This is a genomic window from Pseudogemmobacter blasticus (assembly GCF_003071405.1).
Taxonomy (GTDB): Bacteria; Pseudomonadota; Alphaproteobacteria; order Rhodobacterales; family Rhodobacteraceae; genus Pseudogemmobacter; species Pseudogemmobacter blasticus.
Genome location: NZ_CP020470.1, coordinates 3,340,947 through 3,357,850, shown reverse-complemented (window position 1 = coordinate 3,357,850; position 16,904 = coordinate 3,340,947). Strand labels below are relative to the sequence as shown.

Sequence of the window (16,904 nt, the reverse complement as noted above, 5' to 3'; positions counted from 1 at the left end):
ACCGAAGGCCGGCGTCACCGGCCAGGGCGCAGCGGGCAAGGGGCGGTGTCAGACTTCCGTCATCAGCTGCGCCTTGGCAACCGGCAGCAGCTCGGCCAGCTTGGCGCGGACGGTTTCTGCGGTGGCCTTGCCGGCCAGATCGGCCACGACCTTGCGAACCACATCCTCGTGCCCGGCTTCGGCCAGATCGGCGCCGACCACTTCCATCGCATAGGCATCTGCCTGATCGCCTGTCTTGCCCATCAGATCTGCCGCCCAAAGGCCAAGCAGCCTGTTGCGGCGCGCCTCGGCCTTGAACTGCATCTCGCTGTCATGGGCGAACTTGGCTTCGAAGGCCTGTTCGCGATCGTCGAAGGTGGTCATGGTATCCCCCGGGCGCGTTGGAACTGTTCCTCGTCATATGCCCACCTCGGGCGTTGCCTGCAAGCCCCAAGCCGCCCGCCTTGCGACGCGCGGCCCCTTGGCTTATAGGCCAAAGGCAAGCATGGGGTGGCTGGGCCGCCCCTTTCGTCATTTCTCCCCGGAGCAAGCATGGCACGGCGCAAGAAGGTTTACGAAGGCAAGGCCAAGATCCTGTTCGAGGGGCCCGAACCGGGCACGCTGGTCCAGTATTTCAAGGATGACGAACAGACCACCACCGTTTCGCCGATCAGCGCCGCGGTTGAAGGCAAGGGCGTGCTGAACAACCGCCTGTCGGAATTCTTCATGTCCGGCCTGAATGCCATCGGTGTGCCCACGCATTTCATCCGCCGTCTGAACATGCGCGAACAACTGGTCCGCATGGCCGAGATCATTCCGCTGGAAGTGGTGGTCCGCAACTTTGCCGCCGGCGACATCAGCCAGCGGCTTGGCATCCCGGAAGGCACGCCGCTGCCGCGGCCGATCGTCGAATACTACTTCAAGGATGACAAGCTGGGCACCCCCCTTGTGGCCGAGGAGCACATCATCGCCTTCGGCTGGGCCAACCAGCAGGATCTGGACGACATGATCGCGCTGGCGCTGCGGGTCAATGACTTCCTGTCGGGCGTGATGCTGGGCGTAGGCGTGCGCCTGGCCGACTTCCGCATCGAGGTGGGCCGCGTCTGGGAAGGCGATTTCATGCGCCTGATCGTGGCCGACGAGATCAGCCCCGATTCGATGCGCCTGTGGGACATGCGTCTGACCGAGCGCGCCGATGGCACGCAGGCCGACCCCGGCCCGCTGACCGATGTCCATACCGAACTGGCCCGCCGCCTGGGCGTGCTGCCGTCGAACGTGACGCACCCGGCCAAGCCGTCGCTGATCAACTGACGCCGGCCCGCGCCGGGGCTACAGCGCCTCGGCCAGGGCGGCCAGCTTGGCCATCGTGGTCTGGCCCAATTCGACCGCCCCGAAGGACTCGGCCCCCTTCTTCATGGCCTCGGTCGGGAAGGTCATCACATAATCCTGCCGCGTGCCCTGCCCTTCGGGGGCCAGCATCACCACGATTTCCGCCGGATCACCCGACCCTTCGCCATCATCCATCATGAATTCGATCCGATCCATCGGTCGCATCAGCCTGTAAAGGTGGTGGTTGGGCCAGACCGTCCCATCCGGGCCGGTCATGTCGAATACCCACTGCCCGCCCTGCCGCAGGTCGATGCTTTTCGTGGTGCAGGAATAGCCCGCCGGGCCGAACCAGCGCGGCAGAAGCGCGGGGTCGGTCCAGCAGCGCCAGACCTTGGCCGGCGGCGCGGCAATCACGCGCGTCAGCGTCAAGGTGCGGTTGGCCCGGTCATCCATGATCAAGCCCCCCCCTCTCACAGCCCCTGCGCCAGCGCATCAAGCTGATCGGCGGCGGTGCCCCAGCCGTCATGGAAGCCCATCTTCTCATGCTCGTCCCGCTGGGTCGGGGTGCGGTGCAGCGCGACCGCTCGGTAAAGCGTGCCGCTGCCTTCGGGTTCCAGCAGGATGAAGGCGGTGAAGCCGAAACTCTCGCCGTTCGGGCGCCAGCCGCCTTGCAAGAGGTCGGTCCAGACCAGCCGGCGCTCGGGCACCACCTCAAGAAAGCAGCCGTGACCCGGCATTTCGCCATAGCCCGGCACATCCATCACGGTCTTGAAGCTGCCGCCGGGGCGCAGGTCGATTTCCACATCGCGGGTGACCACCGGCTTCGGGGCAAACCATTGTTCCAGAAGCCGCGGCTCGGTCCAGCAGCGCCAGATCTTGGCCGGCGAAGCCTTGAGGTGGCGGACCAGTTCCAGGTCGGTTGCGGGGTCAATCTTCATCACTCGTCCTCCATCGTTGACAACAGGGCCTCCAGCCGGTCGGTGCGCGCTTCCCAGTCGGCGCGGACCCGGGCCAGCCAGTCTTCGGCCTGTGCCATGGCGCCGGGCACCGGGCGGCAGATCCGGCTGCGGCCGGATTTGCGGGTTTCGATCAGGCCCGCCGCTTCCAGCACCGACAGATGGCGCAGGATGGTGGGCAGGCGCAGGCCGCTGGGTTCCGCCAGTTCGCTCACCGCCGCAGGCCCCGCCGACAGCCGCAGCACCATGGCCCGGCGGGTGGGGTCGGACAGTGCCTGAAAGATTAGCGACAGATCAGGATCATGCTTAGCCATGAAGCTAAGTATCATTGAACAGGCGCGGCGGGCAAGGCTTGCTTTTCGTGCAGCCGTCTTGCTGCGATGAGGGTGGCGCCCGACCGCGGGTGGGCGCCCGACAGTGCGATGCCGGCGCTTTATGGCGCAATCCCGCCGGAGTGCAGAGCAGGTAGCTGCCGCACAAAAGCGCCCGCCCGGGGGGCGGGCGGGCGCTGCCCGGGCCGCTGGCGCGGCTGTTCCGGGCAAAAGCCCCCTTCGCCACAACTTTCAGCCTTTCGCGAAAGGTGCTGCGCGCCCGGCCCCGGCAATCGGGCCGCCCTGCGGCCTTGCCGGGGGGACAGGCCGCGCCCTATCCTGCGCCGCAGACCCAGCAAGGACCACAGCCCATGACCACGCGCATCAACAAGGCGGGCCTTCAGGTCGCCACCGAACTGGCCGACTTCCTTGAAACGCAGGCCCTGCCCGGCACCGGCATCGACGCGGCGCGGTTCTGGGACGGGCTGGCCGGCCTGCTGCGCGACTTTGCCCCGCAGAACCGGGTGCTGCTGGCCCGGCGCCAGGATCTTCAGGCGCAGATCGACGCCTGGCATATCGCGCGACGCAGCCAGCCGCATGACCATGCCGCCTACAAGGCCTTCCTGACCGACATCGGCTATCTGCGCCCCGAAGGCCCCGATTTCACCATCGAGACTACCGGCGTCGATCCCGAGGTCGCCTCGGTGGCCGGGCCGCAGCTTGTGGTGCCGGTCACCAATGCCCGCTACGCCCTGAACGCCGCCAATGCCCGCTGGGGCAGCCTGTACGACTGCCTCTATGGCACCGATGCCATGGGCTCGGCCCCGCCGAAGGGCGGCTATGACCGGGGTCGCGGCGCGCGGGTGGTGGCCCGGGCGCGGGTGTTCCTGGACGAGGCCTTTCCGATTGTCGGCACCAGCCATGCCGATGTGCGGCGCTATCACGTCAAGGACGGCGCGCTTCTGGTGGATGACCTGCCGCTGGTGCAGCCGGAAAAATTCGTCGGCTATCGCGGCAACCCCAGGGCGCCCGAGGCGGTGCTTCTGCGCAACAACGGCCTGCATGTCGAACTGGTCTTCGACCGGGCGCATTTCATCGGCGCCCGCGATCAGGCCGGTCTGGCCGATGTGCAGATGGAAAGCGCGCTGACCGCAATCATGGATTGCGAGGATTCGGTCGCCTGCGTCGACGCGGTCGACAAGGTGCAGGCCTATGCCAACTGGCTGGGCCTGATGACCGGCACCCTGAGCGAACGGTTCGAAAAGGCCGGCCGTCCGGTGGACCGGCGGCTTGCCCCCGACCGCGCCTATCTGGACCCGGCCGGAACACCCTTCACCCTCAAGGGTCGCGCGCTGATGTGGGTGCGCAACGTGGGCCATCTGATGACCAACCCCGCGATCCTGCTGCCCGACGGCAGCGAGGTGCCCGAGGGGCTGATGGATGCCATGGTCACGGTGACCATCGCCCTGCACGACCTGCGCAAGACCGGGGGGCTGCGCAACTCGGCCAAAGGGTCGGTCTATGTGGTCAAGCCCAAGATGCACGGCCCCGACGAGGTGGCCTTTGCCGATGCGGTGATGGGCCGGGTGGAACAGCTGCTTGGCCTGCCCGCCAACACCGTCAAGCTGGGCATCATGGACGAGGAACGCCGCACCACGGTGAACCTCAAGGAATGTATCCGCGCGGCCAGGGCACGGGTTGCTTTCATCAACACCGGCTTCCTTGACCGCACGGGGGACGAGATCCACACCAGCATGGAAGCCGGGCCGTTCAGCCGCAAGGATTTCATCAAGCGGAAATCCTGGATCACAGCCTATGAAAACCTGAACGTCGACATCGGCCTGGAATGTGGGCTGGCCGGGCGCGCGCAGATCGGCAAGGGCATGTGGGCCATGCCCGACCTGATGGCGGCCATGCTGGATGAAAAGATCGCCCATCCCCGCGCGGGGGCGAACACGGCCTGGGTGCCCTCGCCCACCGCCGCCACACTTCATGCGCTGCATTACCACAAGGTCGACGTGGCCGCCGTTCAGGCGCGGCTGGCGCGCGGCGGTCGGCGGGCGCATGTCGATGGGGTGCTGGATATTCCGCTGGCCAGCTTCCGCACCTGGACCCCGGCCCAGATCGCGCGTGAGGTCGAGAACAACGCGCAAGGCATCCTGGGTTATGTGGTGCGCTGGATCGACCAGGGCGTCGGCTGTTCCAAGGTGCCCGACATCAACGATGTGGGTCTGATGGAAGACCGCGCCACCTGCCGCATCTCGGCGCAGCATGTGGCCAACTGGCTGCATCATGGCGTGGTCAGCGCCGATCAGGTCATGGCGGCGCTGCAGAAGATGGCGGCGGTGGTGGATCGCCAGAATGCCGGAGACCCGGCCTATCGGCCCATGGCGCCGGGATTTCAGGGCATCGCCTTCCAGGCTGCCTGCGATCTGGTGTTCAAGGGGCGCGAACAGCCTTCGGGCTATACAGAACCGCTGCTGCACGCCTGGCGGCTGAAGGCCAAGGCGGCAGGCTGATACAGCCCCCGCAGCGGCCGCAGGGAAAGCCTGCCACCTTTCATCTGTCCTCAAATATCCCGGGGGTGCGGGGGCAGCGCCCCCGCGGCGGGACGGTCAGCCGATGTCCAGCGCGATGGCATGGATGCGCGTCGTCAGGTCGCCAAGCGCGCGGTTGACGGCCCGGTGCCGATCGACACGCCCCATCGCGGCCAGGCTGGCGGCCCGGATGCGGATGCGGTAATGGCTGTCGCCGCTGCCGTCATCGCCCGCATGTCCGGCGTGGCGATGGCTTTCGTTCTCGATCTCCAGCTCCTGCGGTGCAAAGGCGGCGGTCAGCCGCGCCGCAATCTCGTCCCTCACGTTCATTTTTTTCCACGCCCCTTCAATCTGCTGCCGAAACACCTAAACTTGGCCGCCCGAGTCGGAAAGGCATGCAAAGGCCCCCTGCCCCATGGTTACCAAACCTCCCTTTGAATTCGACATCCGTGTCAGCGCCGAGAAGAAGCGCAAGTCCGCCGGCCGCCGGGGCGGTGCCGCCGCACCTGCCGAAGCGGCGGGCCGCGCCTGCGACTATCCCGGCTGCAAGGGTGTCGGTGCCTTCCGCGCCCCGAAATCCCCCGACCTGCTGGATGAGTTCTTCTGGTTCTGCAAGGACCACATCCGCGAATACAATCTGAAATGGAACTTCTTCAACGGCACCACCGATGAAGAGTTCCAGAAATTCCTCGACAAGGACCGCGTCTGGGGCCGCGAGACCAAGCCCTTCTCGCGTCAGGGCGACGGCAATGCCTGGGCCCGGATGGGCGTGAACGACCCGATGGAAATTCTGGGCGAGAAGGCCACGCTGAATCGCGGCCCGTCCCCCGCCTCGGGCGCGACGCGCAAGCTGCCGCCGACCGAACGCAAGGCGATCGAGATCCTCGACGCGCGCGATAGCTGGACGAAGACGGAAATCCGCAAGCAGTACAAAAGCCTGGTCAAGGATCTGCACCCCGACATGAACGGCGGCGACCGGCGCGACGAGGAACGCCTGCAAGAGGTGGTCTGGGCCTGGGACCAGATCAAGGACAGCCGCCACTTCCGCGAATAGGCGGCGCGCGTGGCCCGCTGCGGGGCGCAGGCCGCGCCCCGCGGGCTGATCAGCCCTTGCGGACCAGCAGGTTCTTCGGACGTGCCGCCTCAGAGGCGCGGAACAGGCTGAAGGTCTGGTTCATCAGCGAAGCCACCCCCGTCATCGACGCAATCCAGCGCTCCATATCCGGGGTCCGCTCCACCTCGACCACCTGCACCGGGCGGTCCGGGCCATCGGCCTCGAACTGGCAATAGAACAGCGGATCGCCGCGCTTCAGGATCAGATCCTTGGTGGTGTCATGCCATTCAAAGGCCCACATCAGCGGCCGCACCCAGGCATGAATCGGGAAACGCCCGCCGAAAATCGTGCCGGGCAGCGGCACCGGCCGGTAATGGGCGAAGGAATCGATCTGGCTGATGTAGCAGACCTCTTCCGACACGAAGCAATAGCCCAGGCCAAGCTGCACCGTCGGCTTGTCGGGGTAGCGCCACTCGGCTTCGTTCACCAGATGCAGGATGCTGCCCAGCTTGCCCGACCGCACGCCGCCACGGTCGCCCGCCCGGTTCACAAGCCGTGCCTGCCCCTTGTCATCGCGGGCAAAGCCGATGTGCAGGTCGTACGGGCAGCGTACCAGAAAATAGCGGCTTTCCAGTTGCACAACACCCGGACAGCGCGACGCGGATTTGGAATGTCCCTTGTTGGCCCCCCGGAAACTGACCCGCTCCGGCGGGAACATCATGATCGAGGATTTGTCGTCATGATAGAACCAGCCCACGGTGACAGGGCCAGACTGGGGGCTGCCCTCGGGCCGCTCCAGCGTGATGTTGATGTCCATGGTCAGACCACTTCGTTAAGGCCACTCGTTCTGCACAAAGGCGGGAAGAGGGCGATTGCTCTCTTCCCGCCTCTGTCAGCAACAGGGGTTTACCGTTACCCGAAGACCTCAGGCAACCTTCGAATTGCCCTTGCGGGCCACCCGTTCGGCAAACCGGCGGGCCGGACGGCCCGGCACCAGCAGGCGAACCGGCGCACGGCTGTTGTCAGGATCGGCGGCAAGACCCGGGAAGATCGTCAGGATTTCCTCCAGCGCCTCGGGGCTGACCGACTTCAGCGCCTCGGGGCCGGTGTGCAGGCTTTCCGTCGCCGCCCCGTTCGAGAACACCACCTCATGCGCATCGAACAGGAAGTGCCAGTAGGTCACTTCGGCCATGTCCTCGGCAACCTCGATGCCCGGAAGCGCCAGCAGATGCTTGACCGCCATCAGCACCTCGGCCTCGCCGAACATGCGCTCTGCCACTTTCGACCGCACCAGCACGCGGTGCTGCGGCGAAACCACAAGGTCGGTTTCCGGCTGGTTGACCCCCAGCGCCCCCGCACGGATGCGGATCGGGCGCAGGTTCGGCTGTGCGGCCAGATCCTCGGCCGTCAGATGACGCGACCCGATCCAGCGCACCGGCTGATAGCCGTTGTCCAGCGTCAGCACGTCCATGCCGGCTGCCAGCGACTCGATCGCAACCTCGCCGTCTTCGGTCTTGATCAGGGTGCCCGTCGTGAAACAGGTGACGCCCGTGGTGTCAAAGTTCAGCGGGGCCGAACCGTTGACGGTCAGGCTGCCAGTGATGCCAAGTGCAGTCCGGTAGTCAACGCCGTTGATGATGCCGTCAACGACACCGTCTGCGGCGTCCTGGTTCAGCATGTCCAGCGCGTGCACGAAGGGCCCGCCGGAATCTCCAACGGTCGTGTCGTTGTACCAGCTCGTCAGATCAACAAAGTCGTTGTTGCCCTGATTGGCGTCATCGTAAGGCCCGCCGCTGTCCACGCCGAAGTCGGTGATGATGTCGTTGCTGGCACCGTCCCAGACAAAGATGTCATCGCCGGTGCCGCCGGTCAGCGTGTCATCGCCGGCATCGCCTTCCAGGTAGTCGTTGCCCGTGCCGCCCGACAGAGAGTCATTGTCGGCACCGCCCCAAAGCACGTCATTTCCGACGTCGCCAGCCAGCGTGTCGCTGCCGGCATCGCCTTCAAGGTAGTCATCGCCAATACCACCCGAAAGCGTGTCGCTCCCGTCGCCGCCCCAGAGATTGTCATTCCCGGCGTCACCGCTGATGGTATCGTTCCCGACTTCGCCCTGAATAGCATCGTCATTGTCGCCGCCATACAGCGCATCGGCCCCGTCCCCGCCAAACAGCGTGTCGTTGCCTGCGTCGCCATAAACGATGTCGTCATTGTCGCCGCTGACAAGGTTGTCAGCGCCATCGCCGCCGGAAAGCGTGTCGTTGCCGGTTCCGCCGAAAAGCGTGTCATTTCCGGTATCGCCAGACAGGCTGTCGTCCCCGGCATCGCCCAGAACCTGGTCATTGTCGGCACCACCGAACAGCGTATCGTTTCCGTTGCCGCCAAAAACCGAGTCATTCCCGGCATCGCCGTACAGCGAATCCGACCCATCTTCACCCCAAATTCGGTCGTTTTCGGCCCCACCATAGGCAAGATCATTGCCGCCGCCTGCCCAGATCCGGTCATTCCCCTCGTCACCGTAAAGGGAATCGTTCTGGCCGACGCTGGCGCTGGCGCCATCGCCAACTATGTCGTCATTGCCTACACCACCATAAACCAGATCGGCGCCGGCCTGCCCCTGGATATAGTCGTTGCCGCCATCGCCATAGATCGAATCGGCGCCATCAGCCAGGGTGTCAAGGCGCGCACCGACAATGTAGTCATTGTCGTCACCTCCATAAAGCAGGTCAGCCCCGATCCCGCCAATCTCGGTGTCAGTACCCGCGCCTCCGTACATGGTGTTCGCGCCGGTGTCGGTATCGCCTGCTGAAATGTTGTCGTTGCCGATGCCGCCCTCGGCGTAATTGTCGCCAGCCCCGACCGAGATCGAGTCATTGCCGTCGCCGCCGAACATGGAATCGTTGCCATCTTGGCCATAAACGGAGTCGTCACCCGAGCCGCCGTAAAGCGAGTCATTGCCGATGCCGCCGTAAAGCGAGTCAGCCCCGGTCTCGCCAAACATGGTATCGTTGCCATCACCGCCGTCGAGCAGGTCATTGCCGTCTGCGCCACTGCCCCCGTTGGCCTGCACATAGTCGTCGCCCGTGCCGCCGTACAGGGTATCAGAGCCTTCGTTGCCGTAGATACTGTCGTTGCCCGCATCACCATAGATCAGGTCGTTGTCCGTTCCGGCATCCCCCCCGGCACCGTTGTTGCCCAGCAGGTTATCATTGCCAGCTCCGCCATAGACGCTGTCATTACCTCCACCGGCCGCGATGGTATCATTGCCGCCCACGCCCGCCCCGTCCGCACGGTCGCCGTAGATTGAATCATTGCCGATGCCACCGAAGACCAGGTCAGACCCTAGCTGCGCAAAGATCGTGTCATTGCCGTCGCCACCATAGATCTGGTCATTGCCCGTATCGGCCAGCGCGACGCTGTCCCCTTCGATGTAGTCGTCGCCGCCATCACCGAAGATCGAGTCAATCCCGTTGCCGCCGAACAGGGAATCGGTACCGGTTCCGCCCTGCATCTCATCACGGCCGTCGCCCCCGAAAAGGCGGTCGGCGCCAGAGCCGGAAGCCATGGTGTCGTTGCCGTCGCCGCCAAACATGGAATCGTTACCGGATGACGCCCCTTCATCCAAGACATCGTTAGACCCGTTGCCGTAATACAGGTCGTTGCCGTTGCCACCGTAGATCCAGTCACCGTTGGCCGCCGCGTTCGACCCCGGGAACAGCACCCCGGTGCCGTTGCCTCCGGTCATGGTGTCGTTGCCATCCCGACCGAAGTAGCGGTTGTTGGTGTTGTCGTTGTTCCAGGTGTCGTTGCCGTTGGTTCCGGTAATGTCAGTCATGGGCGGGTCAACCTCTTAATTTTCGTGCCGTTCGCGGGCGATTTCAGACCTTGCCATGAAGGCTGAAAGTCCTGTTGCTGCGCCTGTGGCCGTTCAAGGGCGGGTGGGTTTCAGGAGGGGCGGGAGGAGGGGTATCTTCTCGATAACTCGCCAGAAACGGGGGCTATGCCGCCCGACAAGGCCCGGATGTCGAACAGACAAACCAGCTAAAAAATCCAGAACCATCACGATCACAATCCCGATTCGCACATGTGGATACAATCCACTAAGTTACTTTACCTATGCACCATACCACTGGCGAAACGTCAAGCGTTTCACGTCACGCAAAACACCCCATGACACGCAAAACATTTCACGACACATCAAGGCGTTAGAAGTTCCGCGCCACAACACCGGCGCCCGGCCAGGCATCGTGCACGATATGGCGAAATTTCTTCCCAATCGGCCCCATGATCGCCGTTCATCTTTCCAAAACGGAAGAAGAAATGCCAAATCTTGATCATATCGGAACCACAGGCCAAGGCAGGCACGGCGCACCCGCTGCGCAGCCGATCGTGCTTCAAAATGCGACAACTGACGAAACATCCGGCGTCACGCGAAAGGACGCCCGCCCCCCCTGTCAGGCCAGCCGATACAGGCCATGAAACAGTTCATGCCCGTCGCACTTAGGTGAATTTCGCCATACCCGGCCCGCAAACGCGGGCTCTGCCCGGCGCCGGGCGGGCAAGAGCCTGCGCCGCAACGGGCCGCGAAGACATATGATGTGGGGGAAGAGTGGTACCGACTCCCCGGCTCGAACGGGGGACCCCCAGATCCACAATCTGGTGCTCTAACCAACTGAGCTAAGCCGGCACTCGGGCGGCATTTACGCGCCCCCGCCCGCGATTGCAAGAGCCGGATTTCAGCAGCAGGATTGCAGAATGGCCGCGCCCGCGCTAGGCGCTGGGGTCACAGGCCGGAGGACCGCCATGAGCATCAACAAGCAAAGCGACATCGCCGCCAACATCCAGATCGGTCCCACCGATCAGGGCATGGTGCGCATCTATATCGAGGCCGATGGCGGCATCGAACTGCCGCTCGACTTCGACCCGGAAGAAGCCGAGGACATCGCCGAAGAACTGCGCGCCGCCGCCGAGGCCGCCCGCGCCGTGGCCGAAGGCAAGGGCCGCCGCCGGTAACCGCCCCTTGCCGCCGCCGCGCCGCTGCCTAGACTGCCCGCATCAGCAGGAGGCACGGCCATGACGTGGCAAGACTACCTGGATCGCGAACAGCCGCGATTCGTGGACGAGTTGCTTGAGTTCATCCGCATCCCCTCGGTCTCGGCCAAGCCCGAGAACATGGCCGATGTGCGCCGCGCGGCCGACTGGGTTGCCGCGCGCCTGACCGCCGCCGGGGCCGAGAACGCCGAGGTTCTGCCAACCGCCGGCCACCCGGTTGTCTGCGCCGACTGGCTACATGCCGGGGCCGACAGGCCCACGATCCTGATCTACGGCCATTTCGATGTGCAGCCCGCCGAACCCTTCGATCTGTGGACCACGCCACCCTTCGACCCGCAGGTCCGCGACGGGCGCGTCTGGGGCCGGGGCGCCTCGGATGACAAGGGCGGGATGCTGATCCCGATCCTTGCCTTCGAAGCAATGCTGCGCAGCCGGGGCAGCCTGCCGGTGAACGTGAAATTCTTCTTCGAGGGGCAAGAGGAAATCGGTTCGCCCGATCTGCCGCCCTTTGTGGCTGCCCAGGCCAACCGGCTGAAGGCCGACATGATCTTTTCCGCCGACGGCCTGCAATGGGCACCCGACCAGCCGCTGGTGCTGGAAGGGCTGAAGGGGCTGGTCTCGCTGGAAATCACCCTGCGCGGCCCGCGGTCGGACCAGCATTCCGGTCTGCATGGCGGCGGCATCGCCAATCCGGCGCTGGCGCTGGCGCAGGTGCTGGCCGGGCTCAAGGCGCCGGACGGCACGGTTCTGGTCAGCGGCTTTTATGACGATGTGCTGCCGCTGACCGAGGCGGACCGGGCCGCCATCGCCCGTATTCCCTATGACGAAGCCGCCTATCTGGCCGAAACCGGCGCGCCTGCGGCGGTTGGCGAGCCGGGCTATTCCACCCGCGAACGGCTTTGGGCGCGGCCCACGCTGGATGTGAACGGCCTCACCTCGGGCTGGCAGGGCGCCGGCACCAAGACCGTGCTGCCGGCCGAGGCGCGGGCCAAGATCACCTGCCGTCTGGTCGCCGCGCAATCGCCCGAACGGGTGTTCGCGGCGATCCGCGATCATGTTCTGGCCCATCTGCCCCCCGGCGTGACGGCAGAGGTGACGCAGAACCCCGGCCGGGCCGATCCGTTCCTGCTGCCCCCCGGCCACAACGCCACTGCAATTGCCGGCAACGTGCTGCGGCAGGTCTATGGGCGCGAACCCTATCGCACGCGGATGGGCGGCTCGATCCCGGTGATGACCACCCTGCTGGAACATCTGGGCGTGCATGGCGTCATGTTCGGCTTCAGCCATGACGATGAAAACCTGCACGCCCCGGACGAATTCTTCCGTCTCGATGCCTTTCGCCGCGGCCAGACCGCCTATGGCAAGCTGTTCGAGGCGCTTGGCGGCGCGGGCTGACCGCCCCCCGCCGGCCAGCGGTTTTCAACCCGCCGCAACTTGCGGCCGGGGTCAAATCCAAGCGGCGCGCGGCGCAAGCTGACGGCTACCGCAAGGCCCCGCCGGTTTATCTGCGCCTGCAGCGCCGCCTGCGCGGCCTGTGCCGAAGGCGCGGGCACCTCGGGCGACAGGATCAGCACCAGCCCCTCCCGCGCCTCGCGCCAGATGCGGAAATCGGTGATGTCGCGGGCGGCATCCAGCACCGCGTTGCGCAGCACATCGGGCGTGACCAGAATCGCCGTGCCATCGGCCCGGTCAAAGGTGAAACTGTCGTCCATCCGCCCCACCACCTCCTCCACCACGCGCAGGGGCGATCCGCAGGGGCAGGCGTGGGGCGACAGGCGCAACAGGTCGTTCATGCGGTAGCGCGCCATGATCTGGAAACGGCGGCGAAAGCCGGAGATCAGCGGCGTCACCAGCCCGTCACCCACCGGCAGGAATTCGAAATGAACCGAATCCTCGGCCAGATGCAGCCGCCCCTGCGGACAGGTCACGGCAAACAGCCCCTCGGTCGCCATGTAGATCTGGCCCAGCGGCAGGCCGAACCGCGCCTCGATCACCGCGCGGTCGATCGGGTCCAGAGTCTCGGCCCCCGAATACAGGCGGCGCGGCGACAGGGGCAGCGGCAGTTCGGCCAGCCGGCGCAGCACGCGCGGCGGCGCGATCACGCAGGTCGGCGCAAAGGCCGTCAGCCGGTCGGCCCAGCTTTCGACCCCCTGCCCCAGATCGAAGAACTGCAGCTTCAGGCGCCGGGTGCGCCCGGCGCTGTCATACAGGGCCGAGGCTTGCGGCAGGATCACCGCCACCCGTTCGGTCTGCCACAGAAAGCCGGGCACGGTCTTGGCCAGCATGGTGCCCACCCAGCGGGCCTGTTCTTCCGGCGTCACGGCATATAGCATCCGGTTGCCGCTGGTGCCGGTGCTGGCCCCGATGCTGACGGTGCCGATCCGGCCCGCCCCGGCAAAGGCCAGCCAGCCCTGATCGGCCGTGATGCCACCACGGTTGAAATCCTGAAACCGGGCCATGACCACGGCCTTGTCGATCACCGGCAGGTCGTGCAGGCGCGGCGGCGCATCGGCGTAAAACGCCACGCGGGGCAGGTCACGGGCAAGCCAGCGGTCAAGCTGCCGCTTCTGCCACGCCTCGAACCGCGTCCGGCCCTGCCCCGCCCGGCTGGCCCAAAGCGTGCCGGCGAACCCGGCAACGGCGGGCCAGATCGCGGTCATCGGGCGGCCGCCGGCAGATCGAAGGGCGTGTCTTCCGGCTGGTGGCACAGCACCACCTGCCCGCCCGCCCGCGCAAAGGCCGCCACCTGCGCGGTCGTGGCCGCCCAGGCGGCCCGATCCTCGGCCACGGCGCGGGCCGGATAGCCGGGGGCACGGCCCGGCTCCAGCGCCTGCACCCGCCATTGCACATCGCAGGCATAAAGCAGCGGCGGCGACAGATGCGGGAAACACAGGCCGAAATGCCCCTCGGCATGGCCGGGCAGGTCAATCGCCAGCACCGACCCGTCACCGAACAGATCGTGCCCGTCGGGCAGGCCGGGCGGGGCCGCAACGCGCGGCAGGCTGTCAATGTCGGTGCAGCGGTCCATCAGGCCGGGGGGCAGCAGTTCGGGAAAGATGCCCCGATGCAGGTTCGCAAAGCGCGACCGGCCCAGCGTGGCGGCCAGCACCGCACGGCGGGTCAGGAGGCGGGCCTGCGGAAACTCGTCCAGCCGGGCCACATGATCGGCATGAAGATGCGTCAGGATCACCCGCCGAACATCCGCCGGCGCGAACCCCATTCGCGCCAGCACCGCCTGCGGCGCCTGATCCGCCACAAGCGCCGGCCGCAGGACACTGGAATACAGCCGCAGCGTCAGGCTGCGCCCCGGCGCTGCCGTCACCTGCGGGCCATAGCCGGTGTCAGTCAGCACCGGCCCGTGAACCGGGTGGACAAACAGGCCATAACGCACCTTCAACGCCACCCGCCCCGGCGGCGCCTTGCGCAGCACCAGCCGGCCGTTCACGGTGACAGTCGCGCTGTTGGGGAAAACCGGCTTCATCCCGCAACGCCCCGTGCCGCCGCCAAGGCGTCGTCCAGCCCGGCCGACAAGGGCATGACCGGCCGCCAGCCCAGCAGGGACCGAGCCTTGGTCAGGTCAAGGCTTTGCCGGAACGCGAACAGCCCCAGCGCATAGGGTGTCACCACAGGCTCGCGCCCGCCGGGCAGGGCCAGCGTCATCGCCTCGGCCAGCCGCGCCAACGCCATCAGCGGGCGTAGCGGCATCGGGCGCCAGCGGACCGGCAGGTCCAGCGCCGCGCCGACCCGGGCGACGATCTCGCGCACCGGCGCCATCTCGCCGCCCGAGATGTGGAAGGTCTGCCCCGCCACCGCAGGGCCGGCCAGAACCGCCGCCTGAATGGCACCGACCACATCGCTGACATGCGTCAGGTCGATGGCCGCCACCCCGCCGCGCAACAACGGCATCGGCCCCCGCCGCAGCGCCGCCGCCAGCCGTGGCAGAAGCGTCTGTTCCCCCGGCCCATAGATGCCGCGCGGGCGCAGCGTCACCGGCCCCAGCGCCCCCCGCGCCAGCACCAGCCGCTCGGCCAGGGCCTTGCTGCGGGCATAGGCGTTGATCGGCGGCGGCAGCGGCGCCTCTTCCCGCAGCCCGATCTGGTCGCGCAGCGCAAATCCCACCGCGGGGGACGAGATATTGACGAAGCGCCGCGCGCCCAGCGCCCCGGCCAGATCCAGCGCCGTTCGGGTGCCGGTGACATTGGCCGCCTCAAACGCCACCCACCGCCCCCAGGGGGCCGACAGCGCCGCGCAATGCACCACCGCATCAACCGCGCCGATCCGCGCCGCCAGCGCCGGATCGAAGCCCCCGGCCAGGTCAAGCCGGTGCACCGCATGGCCCTGCCCCGCCAGCCGGGCATAGGCCGCCGCATCGCGCCCGGTCAGCACCAGCGGCCAGCCCTGCGCCTGCAACGCCCGCGCCAGGTGCCCGCCCAGATAGCCGGTCGCCCCGGTGATCAGCACCCGTGGTCCGCTCATGCCACCAGCGCCATGCCGCCGAAACTGACCCCGGCCGAGGTTCCCAGCAGCAAGACCCGCGCCCCCGGCCCGATGCGGCCATCGCGGGCCGCACTGTCCAGCGCGGTGGGGATCGAGGCGGCGATCTGGTTACCCAGCCGCGCCGCCATGTTCACCACCCGCTCCGGCGCAAAGCCGGTTTCGCGCACCATATGCTCCAACGCCAGCGGGCTGGCCTGATGCGGCACCACCAGATCGACATCCGCCGCCGTCCAGCCAGCCGCCGCCAGCAAGCGCCCGACAAAGCCGGGGAAATGCCGATGCGTCACCCGGAACAGCGCCTTGCCGTCCATCTGGAACCGCGCCTCGGCGGCAAAGCCATGAGGATCGCGGTGAAAGTCGATCCGCGTGCCGCCCGCGCCAAGACGGCAGGCGTCATAGGCGGCGGGATAGGTTTCCATCAGGCTGGCCCGGATGCCCTGCCCCGGCAGCGCCGCCCGCGTGACAACCGCCGCCGCCGCCCCGTCCCCGAACAGCGCCGCAACCTCGGGCTGTGTGTCCCAGGGCAACGCGCGTGAGGCGACTTCGGACGAGAACACCAGCACGTTGCGCGCCATTCCCGCCGCAATGCGCAGCGCGGCAAGGTCCAACGCGGCCAGAAAGCTGAGACAGGTCGCGTTCACGTCAAAGGCGGCGGCGCGGCCTTCGGGCAGGCCCAGCCGCTGCATGACCAGCGGCGCAGTGGCGGGCAGCGTCTGATAGGGAATCCCGCAGGCCCCCAGCACAAGGTCAATGTCCCCCGGCCCCATCCCCGCCCGGTCCAGCGCGGCCTGCGCGGCGGCGACGGCCAGGTCGATCTGGTCCTCGGCCCCGCAGACCCGCCGCGCCACCACCCCGGTCGCGGCGGCCAGCGTGCCGGGCCGCAGCCCAAGCCGCGCATCCATCTCGGCCGACGTCACCTCGGCCACGGGCAGCGCGTGTCCGGTGCCGGCAATCCGCACCGGCAGCAGCGCAGGCGCGGCCTTCGGCGTTTCCGTCTGGCGGGGAACGGGGCGATCATGTTTCACGGCGACACACCTTTTTGCCAGAGTAAGACCCCGCAGCGCCGCAAGGGCAAGGCAGGGTTTCCATCCCCCGGCGGGCTTCGCCGCATGGGCGCGACTGGCCCTTCCCCGCCACAGCCGCAACGCGACTCCAAGCTGGACCGGCCCCGGTGTTGCCGCTAACAATTGTC

16 protein-coding genes and 1 tRNA gene are annotated in these 16,904 nt (G+C 66.9%); 5 read left to right on the top strand and 12 right to left on the bottom strand.

What is annotated here, in order from left to right:
* Nucleotides 1–48: 48 nt before the first annotated feature.
* Nucleotides 49–363 carry a DUF1476 domain-containing protein gene (locus tag B6K69_RS16325; RefSeq protein ID WP_107672100.1) on the bottom strand — a complete coding sequence of 105 codons (315 nt, stop codon included), beginning with the start codon at nt 361–363 and terminating at the stop codon, nt 49–51.
* Nucleotides 364–531: 168 nt separating this feature from the next.
* On the opposite strand from B6K69_RS16325, the gene B6K69_RS16320 reads away from it, so the two are divergent.
* Nucleotides 532–1,290, top strand: coding sequence for a phosphoribosylaminoimidazolesuccinocarboxamide synthase (locus B6K69_RS16320; protein ID WP_108644549.1), 759 nt, complete (start codon nt 532–534; stop codon nt 1,288–1,290).
* Between the two features lie 18 nt (nt 1,291–1,308).
* On the opposite strand, the gene B6K69_RS16315 is transcribed toward B6K69_RS16320, so the two are convergent.
* From B6K69_RS16315 to B6K69_RS16305, 3 genes are read right to left on the bottom strand one after another with little or no spacing between them, the layout of a single operon-like run.
* Complete coding sequence (locus B6K69_RS16315; protein ID WP_123876586.1) at nt 1,309–1,761, bottom strand: SRPBCC domain-containing protein; 453 nt, start codon at nt 1,759–1,761, stop codon at nt 1,309–1,311.
* A gap of 17 nt (nt 1,762–1,778) precedes the next feature.
* A complete protein-coding gene (locus B6K69_RS16310) occupies nt 1,779–2,246 on the bottom strand; it encodes an SRPBCC family protein (protein WP_108644547.1) in 468 nt (155 codons plus the stop codon).
* Nucleotides 2,246–2,578, bottom strand: a complete 333-nt coding sequence (locus B6K69_RS16305; protein ID WP_108644546.1) for an ArsR/SmtB family transcription factor — start codon at nt 2,576–2,578, stop codon at nt 2,246–2,248. The genes B6K69_RS16310 and B6K69_RS16305 overlap by 1 nt, the downstream gene beginning before the upstream one ends.
* Before the next feature lie 368 nt (nt 2,579–2,946).
* Between B6K69_RS16305 and B6K69_RS16300 the strand changes: the two genes are divergently transcribed.
* A complete protein-coding gene (locus tag B6K69_RS16300) occupies nt 2,947–5,094 on the top strand; it encodes a malate synthase G (protein WP_108644545.1) in 2,148 nt (715 codons plus the stop codon).
* A gap of 96 nt (nt 5,095–5,190) precedes the next feature.
* Here B6K69_RS16300 and B6K69_RS16295 read toward each other — a convergent pair whose 3' ends face one another.
* Nucleotides 5,191–5,442: a BolA family protein gene (locus tag B6K69_RS16295; RefSeq protein WP_107672106.1), complete on the bottom strand. Its 252-nt coding sequence runs from the start codon at nt 5,440–5,442 to the stop codon at nt 5,191–5,193.
* 85 nt (nt 5,443–5,527) lie between these two features.
* Here B6K69_RS16295 and B6K69_RS16290 point away from each other — a divergent pair, with 85 nt between their 5' ends.
* Nucleotides 5,528–6,166, top strand: coding sequence for a J domain-containing protein (locus tag B6K69_RS16290; protein ID WP_107672107.1), 639 nt, complete (start codon nt 5,528–5,530; stop codon nt 6,164–6,166).
* 49 nt (nt 6,167–6,215) lie between these two features.
* Here B6K69_RS16290 and B6K69_RS16285 read toward each other — a convergent pair whose 3' ends face one another.
* The 3 genes from B6K69_RS16285 to B6K69_RS16275 form a co-directional block, all read right to left on the bottom strand.
* Nucleotides 6,216–6,983, bottom strand: a complete 768-nt coding sequence (locus B6K69_RS16285; RefSeq protein WP_108644544.1) for a hypothetical protein — start codon at nt 6,981–6,983, stop codon at nt 6,216–6,218.
* A gap of 108 nt (nt 6,984–7,091) precedes the next feature.
* Nucleotides 7,092–9,998 carry a Hint domain-containing protein gene (locus tag B6K69_RS16280; RefSeq protein WP_108644543.1) on the bottom strand — a complete coding sequence of 969 codons (2,907 nt, stop codon included), beginning with the start codon at nt 9,996–9,998 and terminating at the stop codon, nt 7,092–7,094.
* Nucleotides 9,999–10,773: 775 nt separating this feature from the next.
* Nucleotides 10,774–10,850: transfer RNA gene (locus tag B6K69_RS16275), tRNA-His, on the bottom strand.
* Between the two features lie 116 nt (nt 10,851–10,966).
* On the opposite strand from B6K69_RS16275, the gene B6K69_RS16270 reads away from it, so the two are divergent.
* Together B6K69_RS16270 and B6K69_RS16265 are read left to right on the top strand one after the other, a co-directional pair.
* Nucleotides 10,967–11,176 (top strand): DUF6324 family protein, encoded by a 210-nt coding sequence (locus B6K69_RS16270; RefSeq protein ID WP_108644542.1) that lies wholly within the window; start codon nt 10,967–10,969, stop codon nt 11,174–11,176.
* A gap of 60 nt (nt 11,177–11,236) precedes the next feature.
* Nucleotides 11,237–12,610, top strand: a complete 1,374-nt coding sequence (locus B6K69_RS16265; protein ID WP_108644541.1) for a dipeptidase — start codon at nt 11,237–11,239, stop codon at nt 12,608–12,610.
* Here the strand turns inward: B6K69_RS16265 and B6K69_RS16260 are convergent.
* The 4 genes from B6K69_RS16260 to B6K69_RS16245 are packed head-to-tail and all read right to left on the bottom strand — an operon-like array spanning nt 12,571 to nt 16,737.
* Nucleotides 12,571–13,875 carry a CoF synthetase gene (locus B6K69_RS16260; RefSeq protein WP_108644540.1) on the bottom strand — a complete coding sequence of 435 codons (1,305 nt, stop codon included), beginning with the start codon at nt 13,873–13,875 and terminating at the stop codon, nt 12,571–12,573. The genes B6K69_RS16265 and B6K69_RS16260 overlap by 40 nt on opposite strands.
* Nucleotides 13,872–14,696: an MBL fold metallo-hydrolase gene (locus B6K69_RS16255; protein ID WP_108644539.1), complete on the bottom strand. Its 825-nt coding sequence runs from the start codon at nt 14,694–14,696 to the stop codon at nt 13,872–13,874. The genes B6K69_RS16260 and B6K69_RS16255 overlap by 4 nt, the downstream gene beginning before the upstream one ends.
* Nucleotides 14,693–15,691, bottom strand: coding sequence for an NAD-dependent epimerase/dehydratase family protein (locus B6K69_RS16250; RefSeq protein ID WP_108644538.1), 999 nt, complete (start codon nt 15,689–15,691; stop codon nt 14,693–14,695). The genes B6K69_RS16255 and B6K69_RS16250 overlap by 4 nt, the downstream gene beginning before the upstream one ends.
* Nucleotides 15,688–16,737 (bottom strand): 3-oxoacyl-ACP synthase III family protein, encoded by a 1,050-nt coding sequence (locus B6K69_RS16245; protein WP_228156765.1) that lies wholly within the window; start codon nt 16,735–16,737, stop codon nt 15,688–15,690. The genes B6K69_RS16250 and B6K69_RS16245 overlap by 4 nt, the downstream gene beginning before the upstream one ends.
* Between the last annotated feature and the right edge of the window lie 167 nt (nt 16,738–16,904).